Consider the following 19,369-nt stretch of genomic DNA (forward strand, 5'->3'; position numbering starts at 1 on the left):
TTATTGTGAAGTTTTACGCTTTTGTTTTTGAATAGTTTGATCTAAAGAACTTGAAAACTCACGTTTATCACGTTCGGAAATTGGCGGTGGACCACCTGTCTGTACACCAGCTCCACGTAAAGTATCCATAAAATCACGTAAATGTAGTCGTGCTTTAACATTTGCAGAAGTATAAATTTCACCACGTGGATGAATTGCTATACCTCCTTTTTCAATCACTTGTGCTGCAAGTGGAATATCTTGTGTAATCACAATATCATGAGCATGCATTCTGTCTACAATTTCTTGATCCGCAGAATCTGCACCACTTAAAACTTGAATTGAATTAATTCTGACAGATGGTGTTATTCCAACATTTTGATTCGCCACAAAAGTTACTTCTATTTGATAACGATCAGAAGCACGAAGAATTACTTCTCTTAATATTCGTGGTAATGCATCAGCATCAACCCATACTTTAAATGGCAACACGTATTTTTTCCAATTCTAAATTATAACTATTGTATCAATACATAACGACTAAAAGTCATTAAAATAAATATTTTAAAAGACATAAACCAATGATCGCTTTTTATAGATATATTTAATTTATAAACATAAAAAGATATCAAACCTAAGTTACCAAACTAAAAATCAGATTAATTTTCAATAATTTCGACATTATATTTATGATGACACCTTGAAAAATCCAAATTACCCTCGATCTACTTTATAAATATAAACCAATATTACTTGAGCATATGAACAATCAAAACTGTCCTGAAATCATTACAATTGATGATGAAAATTTCGGAAGCCATGTTGAGCATTGGAATCTACTTACTGACGAACCTACAACCGAAGTACCTAAATGGTTAGGGCAAGCGTTAGATGCTCCTGTAATGCCTATGGGATTATGCCGAAGTGAAGCGGAAATGGATGAAAACTCCTGGTTAATTCAGGGCCCCAAAAACTCACCTATTTTACTCTCACAAATTATTGCCGTTGAAAATAATAAACCTCAAGCAGTAAAAACAGCATTCCCTTGTTTTAATAGTCCATTTAAAACTGAAGCAACAATTGAACGTATTATTACTTGTAAATCAAACTCTCAAGCTGTACTTCGACTAAATTTAGGAAATAATACAATTGTATATGCTTTTGATGCACTTTATAGCGTCAACCATACGCAATATAAAAAGAATCAAAAATATCCTGTTCGACTTTATGGTTGGGCATATGAATTAGAAGCTGTATCAGATCATGAGCAATTAGTGGTTGATGACCCAGCTTCAATTAAACATCATAGAGCTCTAAATGCTATTTTAGCAGCCAATAATGGTATAGCTCCTACCAATCTTCAAGAACAAATTGATGCTTGGGAACCTGAGTCAGAAGATGACAAAGCACCTGTCACTGTCGACTTTTCAAAAATGGTTGCATATTTATATGGCGAAAAAATGGGACAAGAAGATGAAGCTTGGTTCCAAAGTAAAATCGTTGGAAAATCAAGTTTTGACTTTATGGATCAAACGTATACTTTCTACGATATCACTTTATTTTCTGAAGAAAATCAGCCTGCGATATTAGCGCGCATCGCAACTAAAAATACGGAGTTCAAAGACTTCCAAATTGGTCAATATATCCGTGGTAATATTTGGCTTCAAACTAATATTTTCTAAGTGATAATTGCATTCTAACTATAAAGCCATGCCTTCCATAAAATATTTTATGGGAGGCTTTTCACAAAAAACCTCGCCCTCAATATTTAAAGAATTCTGCCCTTTTTTCAATATTAATTCTGAAAAAGTTGAACGAAATAATCCTATAAATGAGCACTTATCATATTCAAAATATTAATCATTAAAATCTACTGATAAAATCAAACTTAAATAGAATTTATACTCATACTAAGATACCTTTTCTATTCACTGCTATATTTTGTTTAATCAATTATATTTCATATCAAAATATATTAGATATCATAAAATACTTTCTAAATATTCAATTTTTTTATAAAAAAATGATCAAATAAATAAAATGAATATAAATAGATCTTTATTTAATCAACTTTTTATGATAAAAATGTATCTAAACCTAATACCTAACGATAAATAGATCTCTGGAAAATAATATCTATGAAAATCGTGCAAGAAGAAAATATTCAACCAGTCCAACAACGTATATGGGCGAAGCCTCGACTTGATATTATGTCATGCCTTTTTTTCTTATTGGGTATGTTTATTTGTGCCTATTGTTTACACCATTTTATCTTATAACTTTTCAAAAGATTCATCATAAAAAAAGCCCTTTATTAGGGGCTTTTTTTATGATGAATCTTCCTTATAAATATAAAGAAGATTCCTTGATCTAATTAACCATGGCGTTGAACAAAATCATCCATAAAGCTTACTAAAGTTTGTACACCTTCTAATGGTACAGCATTATAAATACTTGCTCTCATACCACCTACTGAACGATGACCTGCCAAGTTCAATAAATGATGAGCTTCAGCTTCTTGCAAGAAGAGTTTATCTAATGCCTCATCCGCTAGAGTAAATGGAACATTCATGATTGAGCGATTTTGTTTCGCAATTGGATTAGCATAAAGATCACTTGAATCAATATAACCATACAACAAGTTTGCTTTTTCAAGGTTCGTTTTATGCACAGCTTCAACGCCACCATTTTCTAGCAACCATTCAAAAACCAATCCAGATAAATACCATGCATAAGTCGATGGTGTATTTACCATAGAATCATTTTTAGCTTGTGCAGAATATTTTAAAATACTTGGTATTTCTGGTTTAGCTTGATCGAGTAAATCATCACGGACAATAACTAACGTTAAGCCTGCAGGTCCAATATTCTTTTGGGCACCAGCATAAATTAAACCAAACTTAGATACATCCAAGGGTGCTGATAAAATACTAGAAGAAAAATCAGATACAAGAGGTTTATCCGTTTCAGGAATACCTGCAAATTGAATACCACCAATTGTTTCATTATCTGCATAATGAACATAAGCCGCATCATTTGATAAATTCCATTTTGCTTGTTCAGAAATTGCTAATTTCCCATCAATTTGAATACCAGCTTCAATCACGTTAATGTCGCCATAACGCTGAGCTTCTTTTAATGCTTTTTCAGACCAAATACCGGTATGAATATAATCAGCCTTACTATTTTTACCCAATAAATTCAGCGGAATCGCAGAAAACTGGAGTGATGCTCCACCTTGTAAGAATAAGACTTTATAATTCTCAGGAATATTCATCAGCTTACGTAAATCTGCTTCAGCTTTTTCTGCAACAGCAACATAGTCTTTACTACGATGGCTCATCTCCATGATCGAAAGACCTTTCCCCTGCCAGTTAAGTAGCTCTGCCTGAGCTTTTTCTAATACAGCAGTTGGTAATGCAGCAGGACCAGCACAAAAGTTGTACGCGCGCATGATTTTTCCTTTCAAAGTGAAACACAATAAAATATGGGCATTTAACCATATATTCATAGACTGCGCAGTAATTAATCTTGAAAATATTTCAATGTAAGTCAACAAATAAAATTAAATTTTCGATATCAAAACAAATATTTTCACTAAATTTTTCATTATTTTTAAGGTGATTTAAAAATTAAAAACCACTCTTCGACTAAATATTATTTAAATTTTATCCGATTTAATTATTTAAATAAAAATAACAATATATCCTCATATAAAGCCAATACAATAAGCATTAAATCCTTTATACTCCGATAAAAATAGCTTCTGTAACGAGTCGCATCAATGCTTTGTGAATCAGTTCAAAAAAATCCAAAATTTAACCAAAAAAACCTCAATAAATCACTAAATTTTGCGTTTAAATTTGGCATCATTTCTTTACTGTCTCTAAATGGTTCATTCATTCATGCAGAAACGCTAAGTTATATACAAGCTGAACAAAAAGTATTAACTGAGTCATTTACAACACAAGCAAATCAAGCATTAGAACAAGCATCTCTATTACAATCAGAAGCAGTGAAAGGCTTAGGTCTTCCAACTATTGATTTTAACGTACGTGCACTGTCTTATCATACAAAAATTGATGCTCCTTTAAGCTCATTAAAAGGAAATTTAGATAATTCACTTGTCGACAGTGTAAATAATCAAATTGATCAATGGCAAAGTAATAATAGTTCACTCATTTCACCACAAGATGCAGATGCTATTAAACAAGGAACAAGTCAAGTCATTTCTGAAGGCATTGGATTGATTCCCAATTCATATGAATTTACCCTCAAGGATCAGATGGTACGTCCTTCAGTATCTTTTATCATGCCACTCTATACAGGTGGTCTCATTTCAAATGCTAAAGAACTTGCAAAGTTACAAGTACAAAAAAGCAAATTAAGCACTAAACAACAGCAAGATTTGCAAAAATTTGAAGTGATTCAAACTTATTTTGCTGTTCAACTACAAAAACAACTATACAAATCTAGTCAATTTAATGCAAAAGCAATGCAAAGACATTATGACAATGCGTTAAAATTAGAACAACAAGGCTTTATTAGCAAAGGTCAACGCATGCAATTTGAAGTTGCACGCAATGATGCATTACGTATTTTACAAAGTACCGATATTGCATATAAAACAAGCCTATTTAGATTAAATAACCTACTACAAAGTAGTCAAATCACCGATTTAAGTACGCCACTTTTCATTAATTCATCTCAAAATCAAGATTTAAATACTCTGCTCACTTCATTTGAAGAAAATTCAAATTTAATTCGTCAATTAAAAATGGATACTCAACTTGCAGATGTAAATGTCAAAACACAATATGCAGCAAAAAAACCAACCGTTTTTGCCTTTGGTGAATATAGCTTAGAAAACAATGAAAATTGGATTGTTGGTGTTGCAGCAAGCTACAACTTATTCTCTGGTGTAAATAAAAGTAAAAACATACAAGCGGCTGAGTTACAAAAACGTGCAACTGAGTTGTTAACTTCCCGTACAAAACAGGAAATAGAAACTATTATTTATACGTCATATAATGAAGTTTCTAATTCATTAAAAAGTCATCAATTACTTGAAAATAATATTCAAGCAGCTCAAGAAAATTTACGCATTCAAGAACTCTCATTTAAAGAGGATATGGCATCTGCAACTCAAGTGATTGATGCTCAAAATGCTTTAACGACTATTCATAGTGAAATGGCGCTTAATTCTTATAAATATATTATTTCACTCGCAACACTTTTACAAAATTATGGCTCTATTGACCTATTTCAAACCTACATCAATCAACCAAATACACACTATATTCGTTAATGGGTGAGAATTACTTATGACTGATCAACCTTCTACTGAGCAGACTTTAAAGCATGAATCACCAGAACAATCGAATGGTGATCAATCATCTTTAAGTCAAACTGCATCTTCTAAGAAAAATACACTTCTCATTAAAATTGCCGTCGCAATTTTTCTAATTATTGTGCTGGCATTGATTGCTTTCGGTCTTTGGAAAAGCTATCAACCCAATGAGATTGAACTTCAAGGTCGTGTAGAAGCAGAAACCATTTATGTAAGTACAAAAGTACCTAGCCGAATTGAAGAATTATATATTCAAGGCGGTCAAATTGTTAAAAAAGGTCAGCCACTTGTTCGTTTAAATAGCCCTGCTGTTGAAAATCAGAAAAAACAAGCAATTGCTGCATTACAATCTGCTCTAGCACTTCAATCTACTGTAGATCGTGGTGCTCAAGAAGAAAATATTGATAGCCTTTATGCAAACTGGCAAGCATTAAAAGCACAAGAAGCTTTAGCAAAAAGTACTTTCCAACGTGGTGCTAAGCTCTACCAAGAAGGTGTAATTGCTAAGCAACGACGTGATGAAATGCAAGCTGCTGCAATTTCAGCTTCACAATTATCCGAAGCTGCATATCAGCAATATATTCGTGCAAAACGAGGCAGTACACCTCAACAAAAATCAACAGCAGATGCGCAGGTTGAAATTGCTCAAGCAGCATTAAATGAAGCAAATGCTCTCGTTGCTGAAACATTCTTACATGCTCCTATTGATGGTGTTATCTCAAAAACCTATGGCAATGTTTCTGAACTTGTTGCTATGGGGGTTCCAATTGTAAGCATTATTGATGAAAAGAAAACTTGGGTAAGCTTGAATGTCCGTGAAGATCAATATGCTAATCTATATAAAGTTAAAGAGTTAGAAGGATTTATTCCTGCTCTTGATAAATCTGCAAAATTTAAAATTAAAGAAATTAGCCCTGAAGGTGATTTTGCAACGATCAAAACAACTCGTCAGACAGGTGGTTATGATATTAGAAGCTTTAAATTTCATTTAGTTTCTGTAGAGCCCTTACCTAATTTAAAAGTTGGAATGAGCGTTCTCTTTACAGTTAAAGAGGCAACACCATAATGTGGGCAGGCATACAGCGTGAAATAAAATATCTAATAACACATAAGTGGGATTTATCACTCGTTACGATTGTTCCATTATTTTTACTTATTTTATTTAGCTGTATGTTTGTGCAAGGTGTGCCTAAACACCTTCCAATTGCAATCATTGATCAAGACAATAGCCAACTTAGTCAGACTATTGAGCGCTATTTTTCTTTAAATGATACATTACGAGTTACTACAATTTCTCCTAACCAAGTCCAAGTTGAAAAATTACTTAATGAAAACGCAATTTGGGGATATTTACATATTCCTGAAGGTGCCGAACAACGCTTAGTCCAAGGTAAAGATGCTGAAATCAATATGGCTTATAACCAAAGTTATTACAGTATTGGAGATATGATTTCATCTGCAATGCTTAAAAGCACTTTGGAAGCCACAACTAACTTTATGGGAACAGAATATTTGGAAAATGATTTACCATATCTCAATATTCCCACACCTAACTTAAAATTCTCTTTACTATTTAATCCAAATTTTAATTATGAGTTTTATTTAGAGCCGTATCTCATTCCTGCAATTTTCCATCTTTTACTTTCGTGCTGTGTGGCATTTTCTGTTGGACAAGAACTCAAACTCAAAACCACGTCTCAATGGCTCAATCACCAATCTTTTGCAACAGCAATTTTATCTAAAAATTTAGTCTATATTGCTATTTTTAGCGTTTGGACATGGATATGGATGGTTTGGTTAGTAGGGATTCGTGGTTGGTTTGTTGCAGGTCATCTTTGGGTCATTTTAATTGCACAAATCTTCTTTTATACAGCCTATGCATTTGTTAGCACATTACTGGTACTTGCAACAAAACGATCTTTAGAAACTTTTGGTCTTTTAGCCGTTTATGGTGGCTCATCTTTAAGCTTTGCGGGTGTGACCTTACCTGTCACTGAAAATGCCCCCTTATTTACAAAAATTTGGTCAAATTTTATTCCATACACACATTATGCAAAACTACAAACTGAACAATGGGTCATTGGTAGTCCTATTTCAACATCATTATCACCGTTATTTGTGCTTATCATTTATTGCCTCATCTGTTTTGTACTTTCTATTGTATTTTTTAAAATATATGTTAAAGGGCTTAAGGCATGAAAGCATTTTTTAAATATTACTTTCAAACATTTAAAGATGTTGCTAAAAGTGAACCAATCTTAGCTACTTTAATACTTTCTATTTTCTTTTATAGCTTTTTTTATCCGACAGCTTATAAAGCGCAAATACCAGAAGGCTTACCAATTGTTATTGTCGACGAAGAGCAAAGCGTGACAACTGCAAAAATTATTGATGCTGTATATTTAAGTCCAAATGTACATGTCACTACAATTACTGGAAATTTTGCAGAAGCGAAGCAGTTAGTCCAAGAAGAAAAAGCTGAAGGTATTCTATTTTTACCCGATAATTTATCCAACAGCCTCAGACGCGGTGAAATTGGTGGCGTTGGTTTTTATTTAAGTGCTGCAAACTTACTTGCTTCTAAACAAATTGGGGTTGGCTTAGCTGCTTCAATTGAAGCTGCATTGAAAGAACAGATTGCACAACTTGGTCATATTACTGAGTTTTCAATAACTATTCCAGTACATCAAATACCACTGTATAACACCCTCTCAGGTTATGGAAGTTATGTCTTTCCCTCTATATCTTCATTAATCATTCATCAAACCATTATTCTTGGTTTAGGTATGTTGATTGCTGGATATCGTGAAAAAAAATGGATTCCAAAGACAGTTGAATTTTGGGGAGTTTTTTTCGCCATATTTACTATTGGATGTCTAGGCTCACTTTACTTATTTGGATTTACATTTTGGTACTACGATTATCCACATGGTGGTAATTTTTGGGGGATGATACTTGCTGTGCCTATTTTTGTTGGATGTATTGTTTCTTTAGCAATGCTACTTGCAACATTTATGGACTCAGCTGAACGTGTGGGTCATGTCATTGTTTCGACTTCAGTACCTTTATTCTTATTATCTGGAATTGCATGGCCATTTGAGGCTATGCCATCATGGATTAAATGGATTGGACAAGTGCTTCCATCAACGAATGGTATGCAAATGTTTATTCAGCTTAATCAAATGGGTGTTCCAACAAACTTAGTCATTCCAAAGCTCATTTATTTATTTGCATTTGGTTTAATCTGCTTAATTCTAGCCTTCTATAGACTAAGATTTAAACCGATTTCTAGTTAATTCTCATAATTTTATTCGTTTTTTCACATTAAAAACAAATATTCAATCGAATAACCACATTAAACTGTATTAAAAATAAGCGAACAAATCGACATTTCATAAAAAAATAAAGTCATTTACTACTATAAGTAGCAAAATAAGGGGTTATTCCACCCTGCCAAAATTTCATGTGATATTTATATTATTTCAATGAATTAATGCGGAATTTTTTCACCTAATCTAGTTTTCAGAGCTGAGTATGAAAAAAAATAAGATTAGCCTCGCGTGGCAAATTGTAATCGCACTAATTTTAGGTGTAATTGTTGGCTCTTTCCTTCATTATTCTCCTGAATATCGCGAAACATTAGTGTTAAATTTTTTGACTCCTTTAGGGTCAATCTTTATTACACTTATTAAAATGATTGTGATACCACTTGTAGTTGCAATGCTTATTTACGGTATTGCAAATACAGCACATGGTAGCAATATTGGTAAACTTGGTTTCAAAACCATTCTTTACTTTGAGATTATTACAACAATTGCCATCATTATTGGTGTAGTTGCTGCAAATGTCTTCCAGCCAGGTGCTGGTATTGATATGTCTGGACTTACTCAAGTCGATATTTCTTCATATGAAGCAACGACACAAAAAGTAAGCGAAGGCTCTCACAGTATTATTCAAACCATCCTTTCAGTAATTCCATCAAATTTCTTTGGTGCTCTTACTAGCGGGCAAATGTTACCTATTATTTTCTTCTCGGTAATGTTTGGTTTAGGTTTGGGTGCACTTGATAATGAAGTCAAACAGCCGTTACTTAAAGTATTGAATGCTGTTTCAGAAACAATGTTCAAAGTAACACATATGATTATGCTTTTTGCACCTTTCGGTGTTTTTGGTTTAATCGCAGCTACTGTTGCAAACTTTGGTTTTAGCTCTTTACTACCATTAGTTAAACTTGCTGTACTTGTATATGCTGCAATGTTGTTCTTCATTTTCGTCGTACTTGGTATTGTTGCTAAAATCTGTAGCTTAAGCGTTTGGGAAATTATTAAAATTCTTAAGGATGAGCTTATTCTTGCATTCTCTACTGCAAGTTCAGAAACAGTATTACCACGTATTATGGAAAAAATGGAAGCTTATGGTGCGCCAAAGCCGATCATTAGTTTCGTTCTTCCTATTGGTTACTCATTTAATCTTGATGGTTCAACACTTTACCAAAGTATTGCAGCAATCTTTATTGCACAGCTCTATGGTATTGACCTCACGATAACCCAACAAATTATTCTGATTGTTACTTTGATGGTTACATCTAAAGGTATTGCTGGTGTCCCAGGTGTATCGTTTGTTGTACTTCTTGCGACATTAGGAAGTGTAGGTATTCCATTAGAAGGTCTTGCATTTATTGCTGGTATTGACCGTATTCTTGATATGGCACGTACTGTTGTAAACGTAATTGGTAATGCTTTAGCTGTACTTGTTATTAGTAAATGGGAAGGCCAGTTCGATGTTGAAAAACAAAAGAACTATAGCATTGCACAAAATAATCAACTTTAAGCTTACTTAATAAAAAAGGACGCACATGCGTCCTTTTTTATTATACATAAATTATAAAAATCAGTAGATCGACCCTACACCTATTTCATGATACTTAAATGATAGTGCATCAATTATTAAAACCTATATGCTTTAAAGCATATTTTAGTTAAGCATTTAGTTCACAAAAACATCTGAATATCTAAAATAAAGAATAGTTCAACAATATACCTTTATCATAAATCAGCTCCTGTCTCTCTTTATATAAAGAATACTAGAGCATCATTATGAATTAATTTTACTATATAACCCTACTCACACTATTATTTATATATGAATAAAAACACCTGCTACTTTCTGATATTGATCATCTGAATTAAACTGAACCTCATAAATGACTTTTTGATTTTCATATTGATATTCATAAAGAATAACCAGAACTGTCGGATGATTTGAATTTTCTATTCTTTTTACAGACAATATTTTCTTACTAATTAGCTGATCATAATAAGGTATATACACTGACATTTCTTGTACTGATAGCGGATCACTATCAAATTCATGAATGAGCTTAGGCTGCATTACAGCGTTCATCATAGCCCTATCTTTATCTCTTATACCTAAATACAACTGTTCAGCTAAGACATGTAATTCATCAGGAAGATCTGCTATCTCTTCATGAACACCTTTTTCATAACTAAAGTTAAAAATATTCTGTAAATATCCAACTACAGATGAACAGCCTGTTAACAGTAGACTAGATATAATCAATACACTTAGTTTTCTTATCATTTTCTAATTCACTTTGTTTAAATAGCTTAATACCTAATTCAATTTTAAAATACTTTTGCTTGATTTAAATCAAATAAGAAAAGTCGAATATATTAGTAAAGTACAAATAAAATAAATCATATATTAAAAATTTATTTTACAATTAAAATAGTTTATTGATTGATTTTTGTCTTATTATAAAAAAACCCCAATCAATGATTGGGGTTTTTGAATTTGGCGGAAGCGGTGAGATTCGAACTCACGGAGGGGTATAAGCCCTCGTCGGTTTTCAAGACCGGTGCATTAAACCGCTCTGCCACGCTTCCATGGGCGCTATAATATAAATAATTTGCAGACTTGGCAAATACTTTTATTAAAAAAGTTAACTGAGTGTTTAAAATAAAATCAAAAAAGCATATTTTGATGATTTATCAATCTTTTTCATAGCTAATGGAGTTAATAAACCAAGTTTTTTTGCCTAATGGAGTAATCACATCCACCTCATCATCCACTTCTTTTGCTAATAAAGCCCTCGCCATAGGTGAATCAATTGAAATATGTTGTGGATGATGATCATAAATTTCATCAACTCCAACAATTCTCAATTTTTTTACTTCACCTTCTTCATTTTCAATTTCAACCCATGCACCAAAATACACTTTTCCTTCTTGCTCAATTGAAAAGTCAACAATTCTTAACTCTTCAAGTCGTTTTCCTAAATAACGCACACGTCGATCAATCTTGCGTAGCAACTGCTTATTATATTGATAATCTGCATTTTCACTTCGATCCCCCAAACTTGCTGCCCAATTTACTTTTTTTGTAACTTCAGGTCTTTCTTCATGCCACAAGTGCTTTAATTCTGCGACTAAAAGATCATGCCCACCACGTGTAATTAAGTTAGATTTCATAATGTTAATAACAACCTATTAGTCAATATGTGCAAAAAAATGCCTATTATATCGCTTTTTACTATTAATCTTTTAAAAATATAAAAAATATTCCCATTATATTCATAGACTTATTTTTTATTTGTCAATTTTTTTATGTATAAAATTTGACAACTAAAATTTAGGTCATTATTATTCGTTCATCTTTTAAATTAGCTCGTTTTTTAAACAGTGTAGATTTTCTACGCATTTTCCTTAAACCAATGTCATTTTGAATGACGTCATGACTGCCCACCTCTTAATTAAATTTATCAGACTTTAAAAGTTTGAGGGGATTCTCTTCGACTTTTTTATGAGGTAAATGATGTGTAGCGGAGACAACATGCACAGTAGTTCAGTATCTGGGTCGAGGCCTTGCCTTCACTCATTTAAAACCACTCTCCCACTTAAAGCCCTAGCATTTAGTACGATGATGCTACCATTGCATAGTATTAATGCCAGTAAAGCAACTTATCAATTTGATACTGTTGTTAATCAGAATAGATTAATTGTTGTTTCTGTTGAAAATCCAACAACTGTATTTGATAAAACAACTCATTTACATGGTTTCGGATATGATTTGGTACGTAGTTATGCCAACAGTTTAAATGTGAAGCTTGAATTTAGAACTGTTAAAGATAATGCAAGTGCCCTAAATATGGTGAAATCAGGTAAAGCCAATTTTGCAATGACTACTGCATCTTTTCAAGCAATTGAAGATAAGCATCTCGCAGGCTTCTCTGCAACATGTGATGATTCGAGTGTTTTAGAAGACAATGGGTTAAATGTAAATTTAAACTGGGTATTTAAACATGCCAATGATCCATTAAGCCAAAATGCAAGTGCATACATCTGTAACACTAAGCAGAATGGAACTATCTCTCAACTAGCATCATTTTATAATCGTAATGTTGTAAAAGATGAATCATGGGATATCATTCAACGTGATTTAACTAATCGCATGCCCATCTACAAGGCAAGCTTTCAATCAACAGCTGAAACGTATGATATAGACTGGCATTTACTTGCTGCTATTGGCTACCAAGAGTCTTATCTTAAACCAAACTCAGTATCACCTACTGGTGTACGTGGTTTAATGATGCTTACTCATAATACAGCTAAAGCAATGGGAGTAAATGATCGTACAGATCCATCCCAAAGTATTGAAGGTGGTGCTAAATATTACGATCTCATGCTGAATAGATATTCTAATATTTCTTATCCAGATCGTAATTGGTATGCGTTGGTTGCCTATAATATGGGACCTGGTGCAGTAAGCCAAATTCAGTCTCGTCTAAAAGCACAAGGAAAAAATCCGAATAGTTGGATTAACCTATATAGCTATTTAGAACGACATAAGGCTTCAAATAGCCGCTATGGGCAAGCAACTCAATATGTGACACGTATACGTGCCTATTTAGAGCATATTAAGTCTACGCCACAACTTGTAAATCTATAAATAAAAAAAAGCTTAGCAACATTGCTAAGCTTTTTTTATTCTTAAGCAGTTTGTTCAAGAATACGCTTAAATAAGCTTTTTTGTTCTTGGCTAGGCTTTGCAGTTTGTAAAGCCATGAGCTGAGACATATCACCTTGTACTTTTATTTTTCCAGTCATAAACGCCTGCATTGCTGCTGCCATATCAAATTCTAAAAATACTTTACGAAGTGTTTCGCCATCCATATTTAAAGTTGTTTTAGCATTTGGCGATAAACCTTTTTTAATTGCACCACCATCAAGTGATAATTCAGTATTGCCAGAATCATTTGTTACAACCAAATTGATAGCTAAATTTGCCAGAGCAGGTGGTAAATTTAAATTGCCAGCTTGAGCGGTTAAAGTTTCAACAGTTGAAAACCAATCATCAGATAAAAAAGCAGGCATCATCATTCCTCAATTTATTTGTTCATTGTATATACCATCTATCCAAATGGCATCTTACTTAGCATAAAGCCGTTAGTTGTTATAACATGTAATTTTTGCTTTGGGAGAAGAATTTTTAGTCGAAGCGTTCATTTTTATATTTTTTATTATAATTTTCAATAAAATAAAAAAGACACCAAACACTAAAGAATGGTGTCTAAATATGTTTTACTCAGCAGCAAAGCCTAAGTTCACCATATTAATTCGCTTACGTCCCTCTTCAGACTCATCTACAGTGCATGAGCCCTTAAAGTCAAATTCACGTTCAGCATCTAATGCTTCGAAATCGAATAATTCACGATCTGCCAATTGTGATGGCGAAACATTTTGCAAAGCACCAAAAATACTGTGTAAACGTTTTGGAAACTCTTTATCCCACTGACGCAACATGTCATTCAACATTGCACGCTGTAAGTTTTCTTGTGAGCCACATAAATTACATGGAATAATTGGAAACTTACGCATTTCAGCATATTTGATAATATCTTTTTCTTCGACATAAGCGAGTGGACGAATTAAGATATTTTTTTTATCAGAAGATAAAAGTTTTGGTGGCATTGCTTTTAAGCTGCCGCCATGGAATAAGTTCAAGAAGAACGTTGCTAAGATATCATCACGGTGATGTCCAAGAGCCACCTTAGTCGCTCCGATTTCCTGAGCAAACCCATATAAAGATCCACGGCGTAAACGTGAACACACAGCACAGTATGTTTTACCTTCAGGCGTTAAACGTTTAGTAATGCTATACGTGTCTTTTTCTAGAATATAATAAGGAATATTATTTTCTTCTAAATAGCGTGGTAACACATCTTCAGGAAAACCTGGCTGCTTTTGATCTAGGTTAACTGCAATTACATCAAAGTTGATAGGAGCAATGCGCTTAAATTGAAGCAAAATGTCCAACAAGGTATAACTGTCTTTACCACCAGAAATACATACCATGACTTTATCGCCATCTTCGATCATTTTAAAATCACGAATAGCATGTCCAACTTGGCGACGAAGCTTTTTCAACAAACGATAATACGCAGAGCTTGTTGGTAGTTCTGGTTTGAAATTAAATCCTTGATTGGACTCAACTGGCGAGTACATAGACGAGATTTACCCATAAAAAAAATACCGCGCAATTTTAGCCGAAATACGACCACCACGCATCAAAATAATGTAATTAAAAATTCTTCTTTTTTTCTTGATCATTTTTTCTGTTTTTGAACTCAATCGTTCATCTTTTACTCCAATTGCTTATATTTTGGACTTTTCCACAGTTTTCCACAAAAGTTGTGGATAACTTTGTGGATTTTAAAAGACTTGACAGCCTTTTTTGTCCCAACTTTAAGGCTTTCATTTAAATTGTCTACTTTTTATACGATTTATTTTTTATTTGTTTTCAGCAACTTACAATGTCAATACTTATGAATATGAAAAAAAAAATATTTTTTTTTAATTAAGGAATGATCAAACACGCTTGCTTTTTTAAAAATATTTAAGATTAAAATTTTACTTGGCAGCTCCAGTTTTTTTGGTAAACTCTCCAACATAAGCAATAATATTTAAATTGATAAAATGAAAATAAAGATTAATTTTTCCATCTTTTGGGGATCACTTATTTACCTTTCAATTGGTTCATCCAGTTTTGCAGGGCAAATGTATGTCTATAAGAATGAAAATACTGGTACAACCCTATTAACCAATAAAAAAAGTCATGATCAATCTTTAACAACAGTTAAAATTACTTATTATCCTGAAAGTAATATTCATCGTTATTCAAATTGGGGAGCAACTGAATCTTCAGTATTACCTAGTTATCATAAAAATAGAAATACTTTTGATCCTATTATTCAACGTGCATCTGATCGACATGGAGTCTCTGAAGCTTTAATTAAGGCCGTCATGCATACTGAATCGGGTTTTAATGTACAAGCACGTTCACCAGTTGGTGCTCAAGGGCTTATGCAATTAATGCCAGCTACTGCTCGTCGTTTTAAAGTAAATAATGCATATGATCCCGAGCAAAATATTATGGCGGGTGCAGAATATCTTGCTTGGTTGCTTCGCCGTTTTAATGGCAATACTCAATTGGCTTTAGCTGGCTATAATGCGGGTGAAGGTAATGTTGCCAAATATGGTGGGATTCCTCCTTTTAAAGAAACTCAAGATTACGTGAAACGAGTACTTAGTCGCCTTAACCATTTATATGATAAAAACCCTACAGCTCAAATTGCACCTGCCCAAATATCCGAAAATATAAATACTTCTGACTATTCATCGCAAAGAGAAATCATCATTGCAGCAGACGGTACATATACCGATAAACCTGCAAATACCTACTCCACACAAAATGCGGTTGCTTCCGCACGTATTTATATTTCTGAGTAATATTTTTTATTTTTGGCAAAGATTTTGCTTTTATTTCTTGAATTTTTAATATTTTCACCTCATATTGAAGTGAATAATTTATGATTCGTAAATTAGTTTAATTTTTTACTATAAGAGGATTTTCTCAATGATGCGGATTGGTTTGTTCTTGCTTACCAACCTCGCGGTACTGGTTGTAGCTGGCATTATTTTGTCACTCTTCGGTGTCGGTAGTTACCATGGCGCGGGTGGCTTGAATCTAGGCAACCTTTTAGTCGTCTGTTTTGTATTCGGTATGGTTGGTTCTCTTATTTCTCTATTCATGTCGAAATGGATGGCGAAGAAAACTACTGGTACTGAACTCATTGATCCAAATGCACCTCGTAACCAAGCTGAAGTATGGTTATTACAAGAAGTTGCACAATTATCTCAACGTGCAGGTATTCAAATGCCTGAAGTGGGTATTTTTCCATCATATCAGTCGAATGCTTTTGCAACTGGTTGGAATAAAAATGATGCCCTCGTTTCTGTTTCTACGGGTCTATTAGAACGTATGAACAAAGACGAATTACGTGCTGTATTGGCACATGAAATTGGTCACGTTGCCAATGGTGATATGGTTACACTTGCACTCATTCAAGGTGTTGTGAACGCCTTTGTAATGTTCTTTGCACGTGTAGTTGGTGATTTCATTGACCGTAATGTATTTGGTCGTGAAGATGGTGAAGCTCCTGGACTAAGCTATTTTGTAATTACAATTGCACTTGATATTGTCTTTGGTATTCTAGCCTCAGCAATCGTATTGTGGTTCTCTCGTCAACGTGAATATCGTGCTGATGAAGCAGGTGCTCGTTTAGCTGGTAAACAAGCAATGATTTCTGCACTACTTCGCTTGCAAGCAGAATCTGAAATGCCAGATGCGATGCCAAAAGAAATGAAAGCTTTTGCAATTGCTGAAGGTAAAGAACAAGGTTTCAGCTTAGCTGCATTGTTCCAAACTCATCCAACAATTGAACAACGTGTTGCTGCATTACAACAATTGAATGTACCTTAATACGTTTTGAAGATATTAACTTCATAATAAAAAGCCTCCCAATTGGAGGCTTTTTATTTTTAAGTCGTTGTTGCCATTTTATTCTGTAACCATTCCCAAGCTAAAGTCCCACCAATCCATATTGCCATAACAAAAAGAATTAAAAAGATGATTCCTAAAAGATCTGGTAAATGTAACCAAACCCAGGCAATAATTGGATTTTTCCAAATTTTTGATTCTTTCTGCATATGTTCTAATTTCTCATGTAAGAATGGATGAACCACATGATGATCATTCGTAATATCATATTCTTCACGAATATGATCATGCACAATACTTAAAGTACGACGACTTGGACGTATAAAAATATCAAAAATAGTGCCTAAAATAGGTAAGCAACCAACTAAGCCATCTATGATTGCCATTTTTAGAACAACATTTAACTTTGATTGGGGAACACCAATTTGTTTGGCTTTATAAATTGCATAACAAGTCAAAACGAATCCTGCGGCATCTCCTGCAATTGGTATTGTGCTTAATGCCGCATCTGCCCCTACACCCTGCTTTGTAAAAGGGATTCGTACTAAAGAATCCATCATATTGGCATATTTAGCCAAATCACGCTCTAATCGAATAACCTCTTCTTTTGACAATTTTTTTTGTTTTTGCATAACTAACCAATAAACTTCTGTGCTTCTTCATCATAAGCTCAAGCTAATTATTTGCAAGTTTTATAAAACGCCAATTAAAATAAAATAAGTGATGCTATAAATAGATAAACAAGTACACCCATCGCATCACAAATTGATGTAACTAAAGGTGCTGATGCACTTGCAGGATCTAGCCCTAATTTATTGAGAATAAATGGTAAGCTCATACCAATTAAGCATCCAAGTAAAACAATACCTGTCATACTTAAAGCCAAGACTAATGCCACCAATTCATCACCGCGATAAAATCCTAGTAATGATACAGCTACGGCCATAGTCACACCTAAACCTAAAGCAACTAAGGTTTCACGCCCAAGTAAATAGAACCAATCTTTAAATTGAACATCCCCAGTTGCCAATGCACGTACCATCAAAGTTGATGACTGTGAACCCGCATTCCCCCCACTTCCCACCAATAATGGTAAGAAAAATACCAACACAATATGTTCAGCAATGATATCTTCATAATGTGCAATTCCAATACCTGATAGCAAGCTACCAAATACCAAAATCACAAGCCAATACACACGCTTTTTATAAAGCTGGAATAATGGTGCCGTTTTTAAACTAAATCTTGATGAACCATTAACAGCACCAACTTTTAAAAAGTCTTCAGTTGCTTCTTCACTTGCAACATCCATCGCATCATCGTAAGTCACAATACCAATCATAATTCCATATTGATCTACAATAGGTAATGCAAGCAAATCATAACGAGCAATAATTTTAGCCACTTCATCTTGATCATCATCAACTTTGGCAAATAAAATATCAGTGGTCATAATAGAACCAATACTTTGTTCTTCTGCAGCCAAAATCAATTCTTTAAGTGAAATTACACCTAATAATTTACGTTCGTCATTCAATACATATGCAAAATAGATGGTTTCTGTATCTGGTGCTTCACGGCGCAGCATGGTAATCGCTTCTGATACCGTCATATTCGACTTTAATGTCGCATATTCCGAGCTCATAATCGCACCAGCAGTACCTTCTACATAAGAAGCTAATTGGCGTATGTCTTCACGCTCAGCTTGAGCAAGCGCAGGTAGTAATGCATTTTGTTGATTTGTATCTAAACGTTTATATACATCAACACGTTTATCAGATGACATTTCACCAATAATTTCAGCCAAAATATTACGGGGAATAATTTTAGCTAATTCAGCTTGATACTCAGGAGGTAAAAATGAAAACACATCGACACGATCAGGAAGATGAATGAGTAGATTTTTGCTATTTTCTAAAGGAAGTTGCATAAGTAGATCTGCAACATCTGCGGCACGAAATGTTTTAACTGATGCCAAAGCAAGCTCTAGGTGATTTTTTTCTAAAGCATCATTTAATAAATATAAAAAATTGTTATAACCCATGTGTTAGCCCCTTATTGTCATTCAGACAGAATAAAGGCAGCAACACATTATTTAGCTAATGCGTAAACTTTATACTGAATGAAATCAATAAAATAATTTAAAAGTGAATGTAAATGACAACTATGCCTGTCCATTTA

General features: G+C 33.7%; 17 protein-coding genes and 1 tRNA gene. 9 read left to right on the forward strand and 9 right to left on the reverse strand.

Annotated features, from left to right (window positions below; genetic code table 11):
- Positions 1–471 (reverse strand): YaiI/YqxD family protein, encoded by a 471-nt coding sequence (locus tag AOY20_RS13975; protein WP_054582442.1) that lies wholly within the window; start codon positions 469–471, stop codon positions 1–3.
- Positions 472–740: 269 nt separating this feature from the next.
- Here AOY20_RS13975 and AOY20_RS13980 point away from each other — a divergent pair, with 269 nt between their 5' ends.
- Positions 741–1,661, forward strand: a complete 921-nt coding sequence (locus AOY20_RS13980) for a hypothetical protein (RefSeq protein WP_054582443.1) — start codon at positions 741–743, stop codon at positions 1,659–1,661.
- 692 nt (positions 1,662–2,353) lie between these two features.
- Here AOY20_RS13980 and serC read toward each other — a convergent pair.
- The gene (serC, locus tag AOY20_RS13985) at positions 2,354–3,433 is read right to left on the reverse strand and encodes a 3-phosphoserine/phosphohydroxythreonine transaminase (protein WP_054582444.1); all 1,080 of its coding nucleotides are present in this window, start codon (positions 3,431–3,433) and stop codon (positions 2,354–2,356) included.
- Between the two features lie 330 nt (positions 3,434–3,763).
- Here serC and AOY20_RS13990 point away from each other — a divergent pair, with 330 nt between their 5' ends.
- The 5 genes from AOY20_RS13990 (at position 3,764) to gltP (ending at position 10,159) form a co-directional block, all read left to right on the forward strand.
- The gene (locus AOY20_RS13990) at positions 3,764–5,287 is read left to right on the forward strand and encodes a TolC family protein (protein WP_054582445.1); all 1,524 of its coding nucleotides are present in this window, start codon (positions 3,764–3,766) and stop codon (positions 5,285–5,287) included.
- 16 nt (positions 5,288–5,303) lie between these two features.
- A complete protein-coding gene (locus AOY20_RS13995) occupies positions 5,304–6,395 on the forward strand; it encodes an HlyD family secretion protein (RefSeq protein ID WP_054582446.1) in 1,092 nt (363 codons plus the stop codon).
- Positions 6,395–7,528 (forward strand): ABC transporter permease, encoded by a 1,134-nt coding sequence (locus AOY20_RS14000; protein ID WP_054582447.1) that lies wholly within the window; start codon positions 6,395–6,397, stop codon positions 7,526–7,528. Before AOY20_RS13995 ends, AOY20_RS14000 begins: the two co-directional genes overlap by 1 nt.
- Positions 7,525–8,625, forward strand: a complete 1,101-nt coding sequence (locus AOY20_RS14005) for an ABC transporter permease (RefSeq protein WP_054582448.1) — start codon at positions 7,525–7,527, stop codon at positions 8,623–8,625. Before AOY20_RS14000 ends, AOY20_RS14005 begins: the two co-directional genes overlap by 4 nt.
- Positions 8,626–8,863: 238 nt before the next feature.
- Positions 8,864–10,159 (forward strand): glutamate/aspartate:proton symporter GltP, encoded by a 1,296-nt coding sequence (gene gltP / locus AOY20_RS14010; protein WP_054582449.1) that lies wholly within the window; start codon positions 8,864–8,866, stop codon positions 10,157–10,159.
- 306 nt (positions 10,160–10,465) lie between these two features.
- Here gltP and AOY20_RS14015 read toward each other — a convergent pair whose 3' ends face one another.
- The 3 genes from AOY20_RS14015 to greB form a co-directional block, all read right to left on the reverse strand.
- The gene (locus tag AOY20_RS14015) at positions 10,466–10,930 is read right to left on the reverse strand and encodes a hypothetical protein (protein WP_054582450.1); all 465 of its coding nucleotides are present in this window, start codon (positions 10,928–10,930) and stop codon (positions 10,466–10,468) included.
- Between the two features lie 214 nt (positions 10,931–11,144).
- Positions 11,145–11,235: transfer RNA gene (locus tag AOY20_RS14020), tRNA-Ser, on the reverse strand.
- A 105-nt stretch (positions 11,236–11,340) separates the two neighbouring features.
- On the reverse strand, positions 11,341–11,820 hold the full coding sequence (greB, locus tag AOY20_RS14025) for a transcription elongation factor GreB (protein WP_054582451.1): 480 nt from the start codon (positions 11,818–11,820) through the stop codon (positions 11,341–11,343).
- 361 nt (positions 11,821–12,181) lie between these two features.
- Between greB and AOY20_RS14030 the strand changes: the two genes are divergently transcribed.
- Positions 12,182–13,297, forward strand: a complete 1,116-nt coding sequence (locus tag AOY20_RS14030; RefSeq protein WP_054582452.1) for a transglycosylase SLT domain-containing protein — start codon at positions 12,182–12,184, stop codon at positions 13,295–13,297.
- Between the two features lie 41 nt (positions 13,298–13,338).
- Here the strand turns inward: AOY20_RS14030 and AOY20_RS14035 are convergent, their stop codons facing one another.
- Both AOY20_RS14035 and ttcA read right to left on the reverse strand, forming a co-directional pair.
- Positions 13,339–13,722 (reverse strand): SCP2 sterol-binding domain-containing protein, encoded by a 384-nt coding sequence (locus AOY20_RS14035; RefSeq protein ID WP_054582453.1) that lies wholly within the window; start codon positions 13,720–13,722, stop codon positions 13,339–13,341.
- Between the two features lie 207 nt (positions 13,723–13,929).
- Positions 13,930–14,853, reverse strand: coding sequence for a tRNA 2-thiocytidine(32) synthetase TtcA (gene ttcA / locus AOY20_RS14040; RefSeq protein WP_054582454.1), 924 nt, complete (start codon positions 14,851–14,853; stop codon positions 13,930–13,932).
- A gap of 471 nt (positions 14,854–15,324) precedes the next feature.
- Here ttcA and AOY20_RS14045 point away from each other — a divergent pair, with 471 nt between their 5' ends.
- Positions 15,325–16,137 (forward strand): lytic transglycosylase domain-containing protein, encoded by an 813-nt coding sequence (locus AOY20_RS14045; protein ID WP_054582455.1) that lies wholly within the window; start codon positions 15,325–15,327, stop codon positions 16,135–16,137.
- Between the two features lie 127 nt (positions 16,138–16,264).
- The gene (gene htpX / locus AOY20_RS14050; protein WP_054582456.1) at positions 16,265–17,170 is read left to right on the forward strand and encodes a protease HtpX; all 906 of its coding nucleotides are present in this window, start codon (positions 16,265–16,267) and stop codon (positions 17,168–17,170) included.
- A 59-nt stretch (positions 17,171–17,229) separates the two neighbouring features.
- Here the strand turns inward: htpX and AOY20_RS14055 are convergent, their stop codons facing one another.
- Entirely contained in the window at positions 17,230–17,820 is a 591-nt protein-coding gene (locus AOY20_RS14055) for a DUF4112 domain-containing protein (protein WP_054582457.1), read from the reverse strand.
- 74 nt (positions 17,821–17,894) lie between these two features.
- The gene (mgtE, locus tag AOY20_RS14060) at positions 17,895–19,232 is read right to left on the reverse strand and encodes a magnesium transporter (protein ID WP_054582458.1); all 1,338 of its coding nucleotides are present in this window, start codon (positions 19,230–19,232) and stop codon (positions 17,895–17,897) included.
- Between the last annotated feature and the right edge of the window lie 137 nt (positions 19,233–19,369).

This window comes from Acinetobacter equi (genome assembly GCF_001307195.1).
GTDB lineage: Bacteria > Pseudomonadota > Gammaproteobacteria > Pseudomonadales > Moraxellaceae > Acinetobacter > Acinetobacter equi.

What these genes read in the sequence shown, in the direction of transcription:
- htpX (WP_054582456.1), top strand. Translation starts at nt 16,265, where the DNA reads ATGATGCGGATTGGTTTGTTCTTGCTTACCAACCTCGCGGTACTGGTT.
- AOY20_RS13990 (WP_054582445.1), top strand. Translation starts at nt 3,764, where the DNA reads ATGCTTTGTGAATCAGTTCAAAAAAATCCAAAATTTAACCAAAAAAAC.
- AOY20_RS13980 (WP_054582443.1), top strand. Translation starts at nt 741, where the DNA reads ATGAACAATCAAAACTGTCCTGAAATCATTACAATTGATGATGAAAAT.
- AOY20_RS14035 (WP_054582453.1), bottom strand. Translation starts at nt 13,722, where the DNA reads ATGCCTGCTTTTTTATCTGATGATTGGTTTTCAACTGTTGAAACTTTA.
- AOY20_RS14005 (WP_054582448.1), top strand. Translation starts at nt 7,525, where the DNA reads ATGAAAGCATTTTTTAAATATTACTTTCAAACATTTAAAGATGTTGCT.
- AOY20_RS14055 (WP_054582457.1), bottom strand. Translation starts at nt 17,820, where the DNA reads ATGCAAAAACAAAAAAAATTGTCAAAAGAAGAGGTTATTCGATTAGAG.
- AOY20_RS14030 (WP_054582452.1), top strand. Translation starts at nt 12,182, where the DNA reads ATGCACAGTAGTTCAGTATCTGGGTCGAGGCCTTGCCTTCACTCATTT.
- greB (WP_054582451.1), bottom strand. Translation starts at nt 11,820, where the DNA reads ATGAAATCTAACTTAATTACACGTGGTGGGCATGATCTTTTAGTCGCA.
- AOY20_RS13995 (WP_054582446.1), top strand. Translation starts at nt 5,304, where the DNA reads ATGACTGATCAACCTTCTACTGAGCAGACTTTAAAGCATGAATCACCA.
- serC (WP_054582444.1), bottom strand. Translation starts at nt 3,433, where the DNA reads ATGCGCGCGTACAACTTTTGTGCTGGTCCTGCTGCATTACCAACTGCT.
- AOY20_RS14045 (WP_054582455.1), top strand. Translation starts at nt 15,325, where the DNA reads ATGAAAATAAAGATTAATTTTTCCATCTTTTGGGGATCACTTATTTAC.
- mgtE (WP_054582458.1), bottom strand. Translation starts at nt 19,232, where the DNA reads ATGGGTTATAACAATTTTTTATATTTATTAAATGATGCTTTAGAAAAA.
- AOY20_RS14000 (WP_054582447.1), top strand. Translation starts at nt 6,395, where the DNA reads ATGTGGGCAGGCATACAGCGTGAAATAAAATATCTAATAACACATAAG.
- gltP (WP_054582449.1), top strand. Translation starts at nt 8,864, where the DNA reads ATGAAAAAAAATAAGATTAGCCTCGCGTGGCAAATTGTAATCGCACTA.
- ttcA (WP_054582454.1), bottom strand. Translation starts at nt 14,853, where the DNA reads ATGTACTCGCCAGTTGAGTCCAATCAAGGATTTAATTTCAAACCAGAA.
- AOY20_RS14015 (WP_054582450.1), bottom strand. Translation starts at nt 10,930, where the DNA reads ATGATAAGAAAACTAAGTGTATTGATTATATCTAGTCTACTGTTAACA.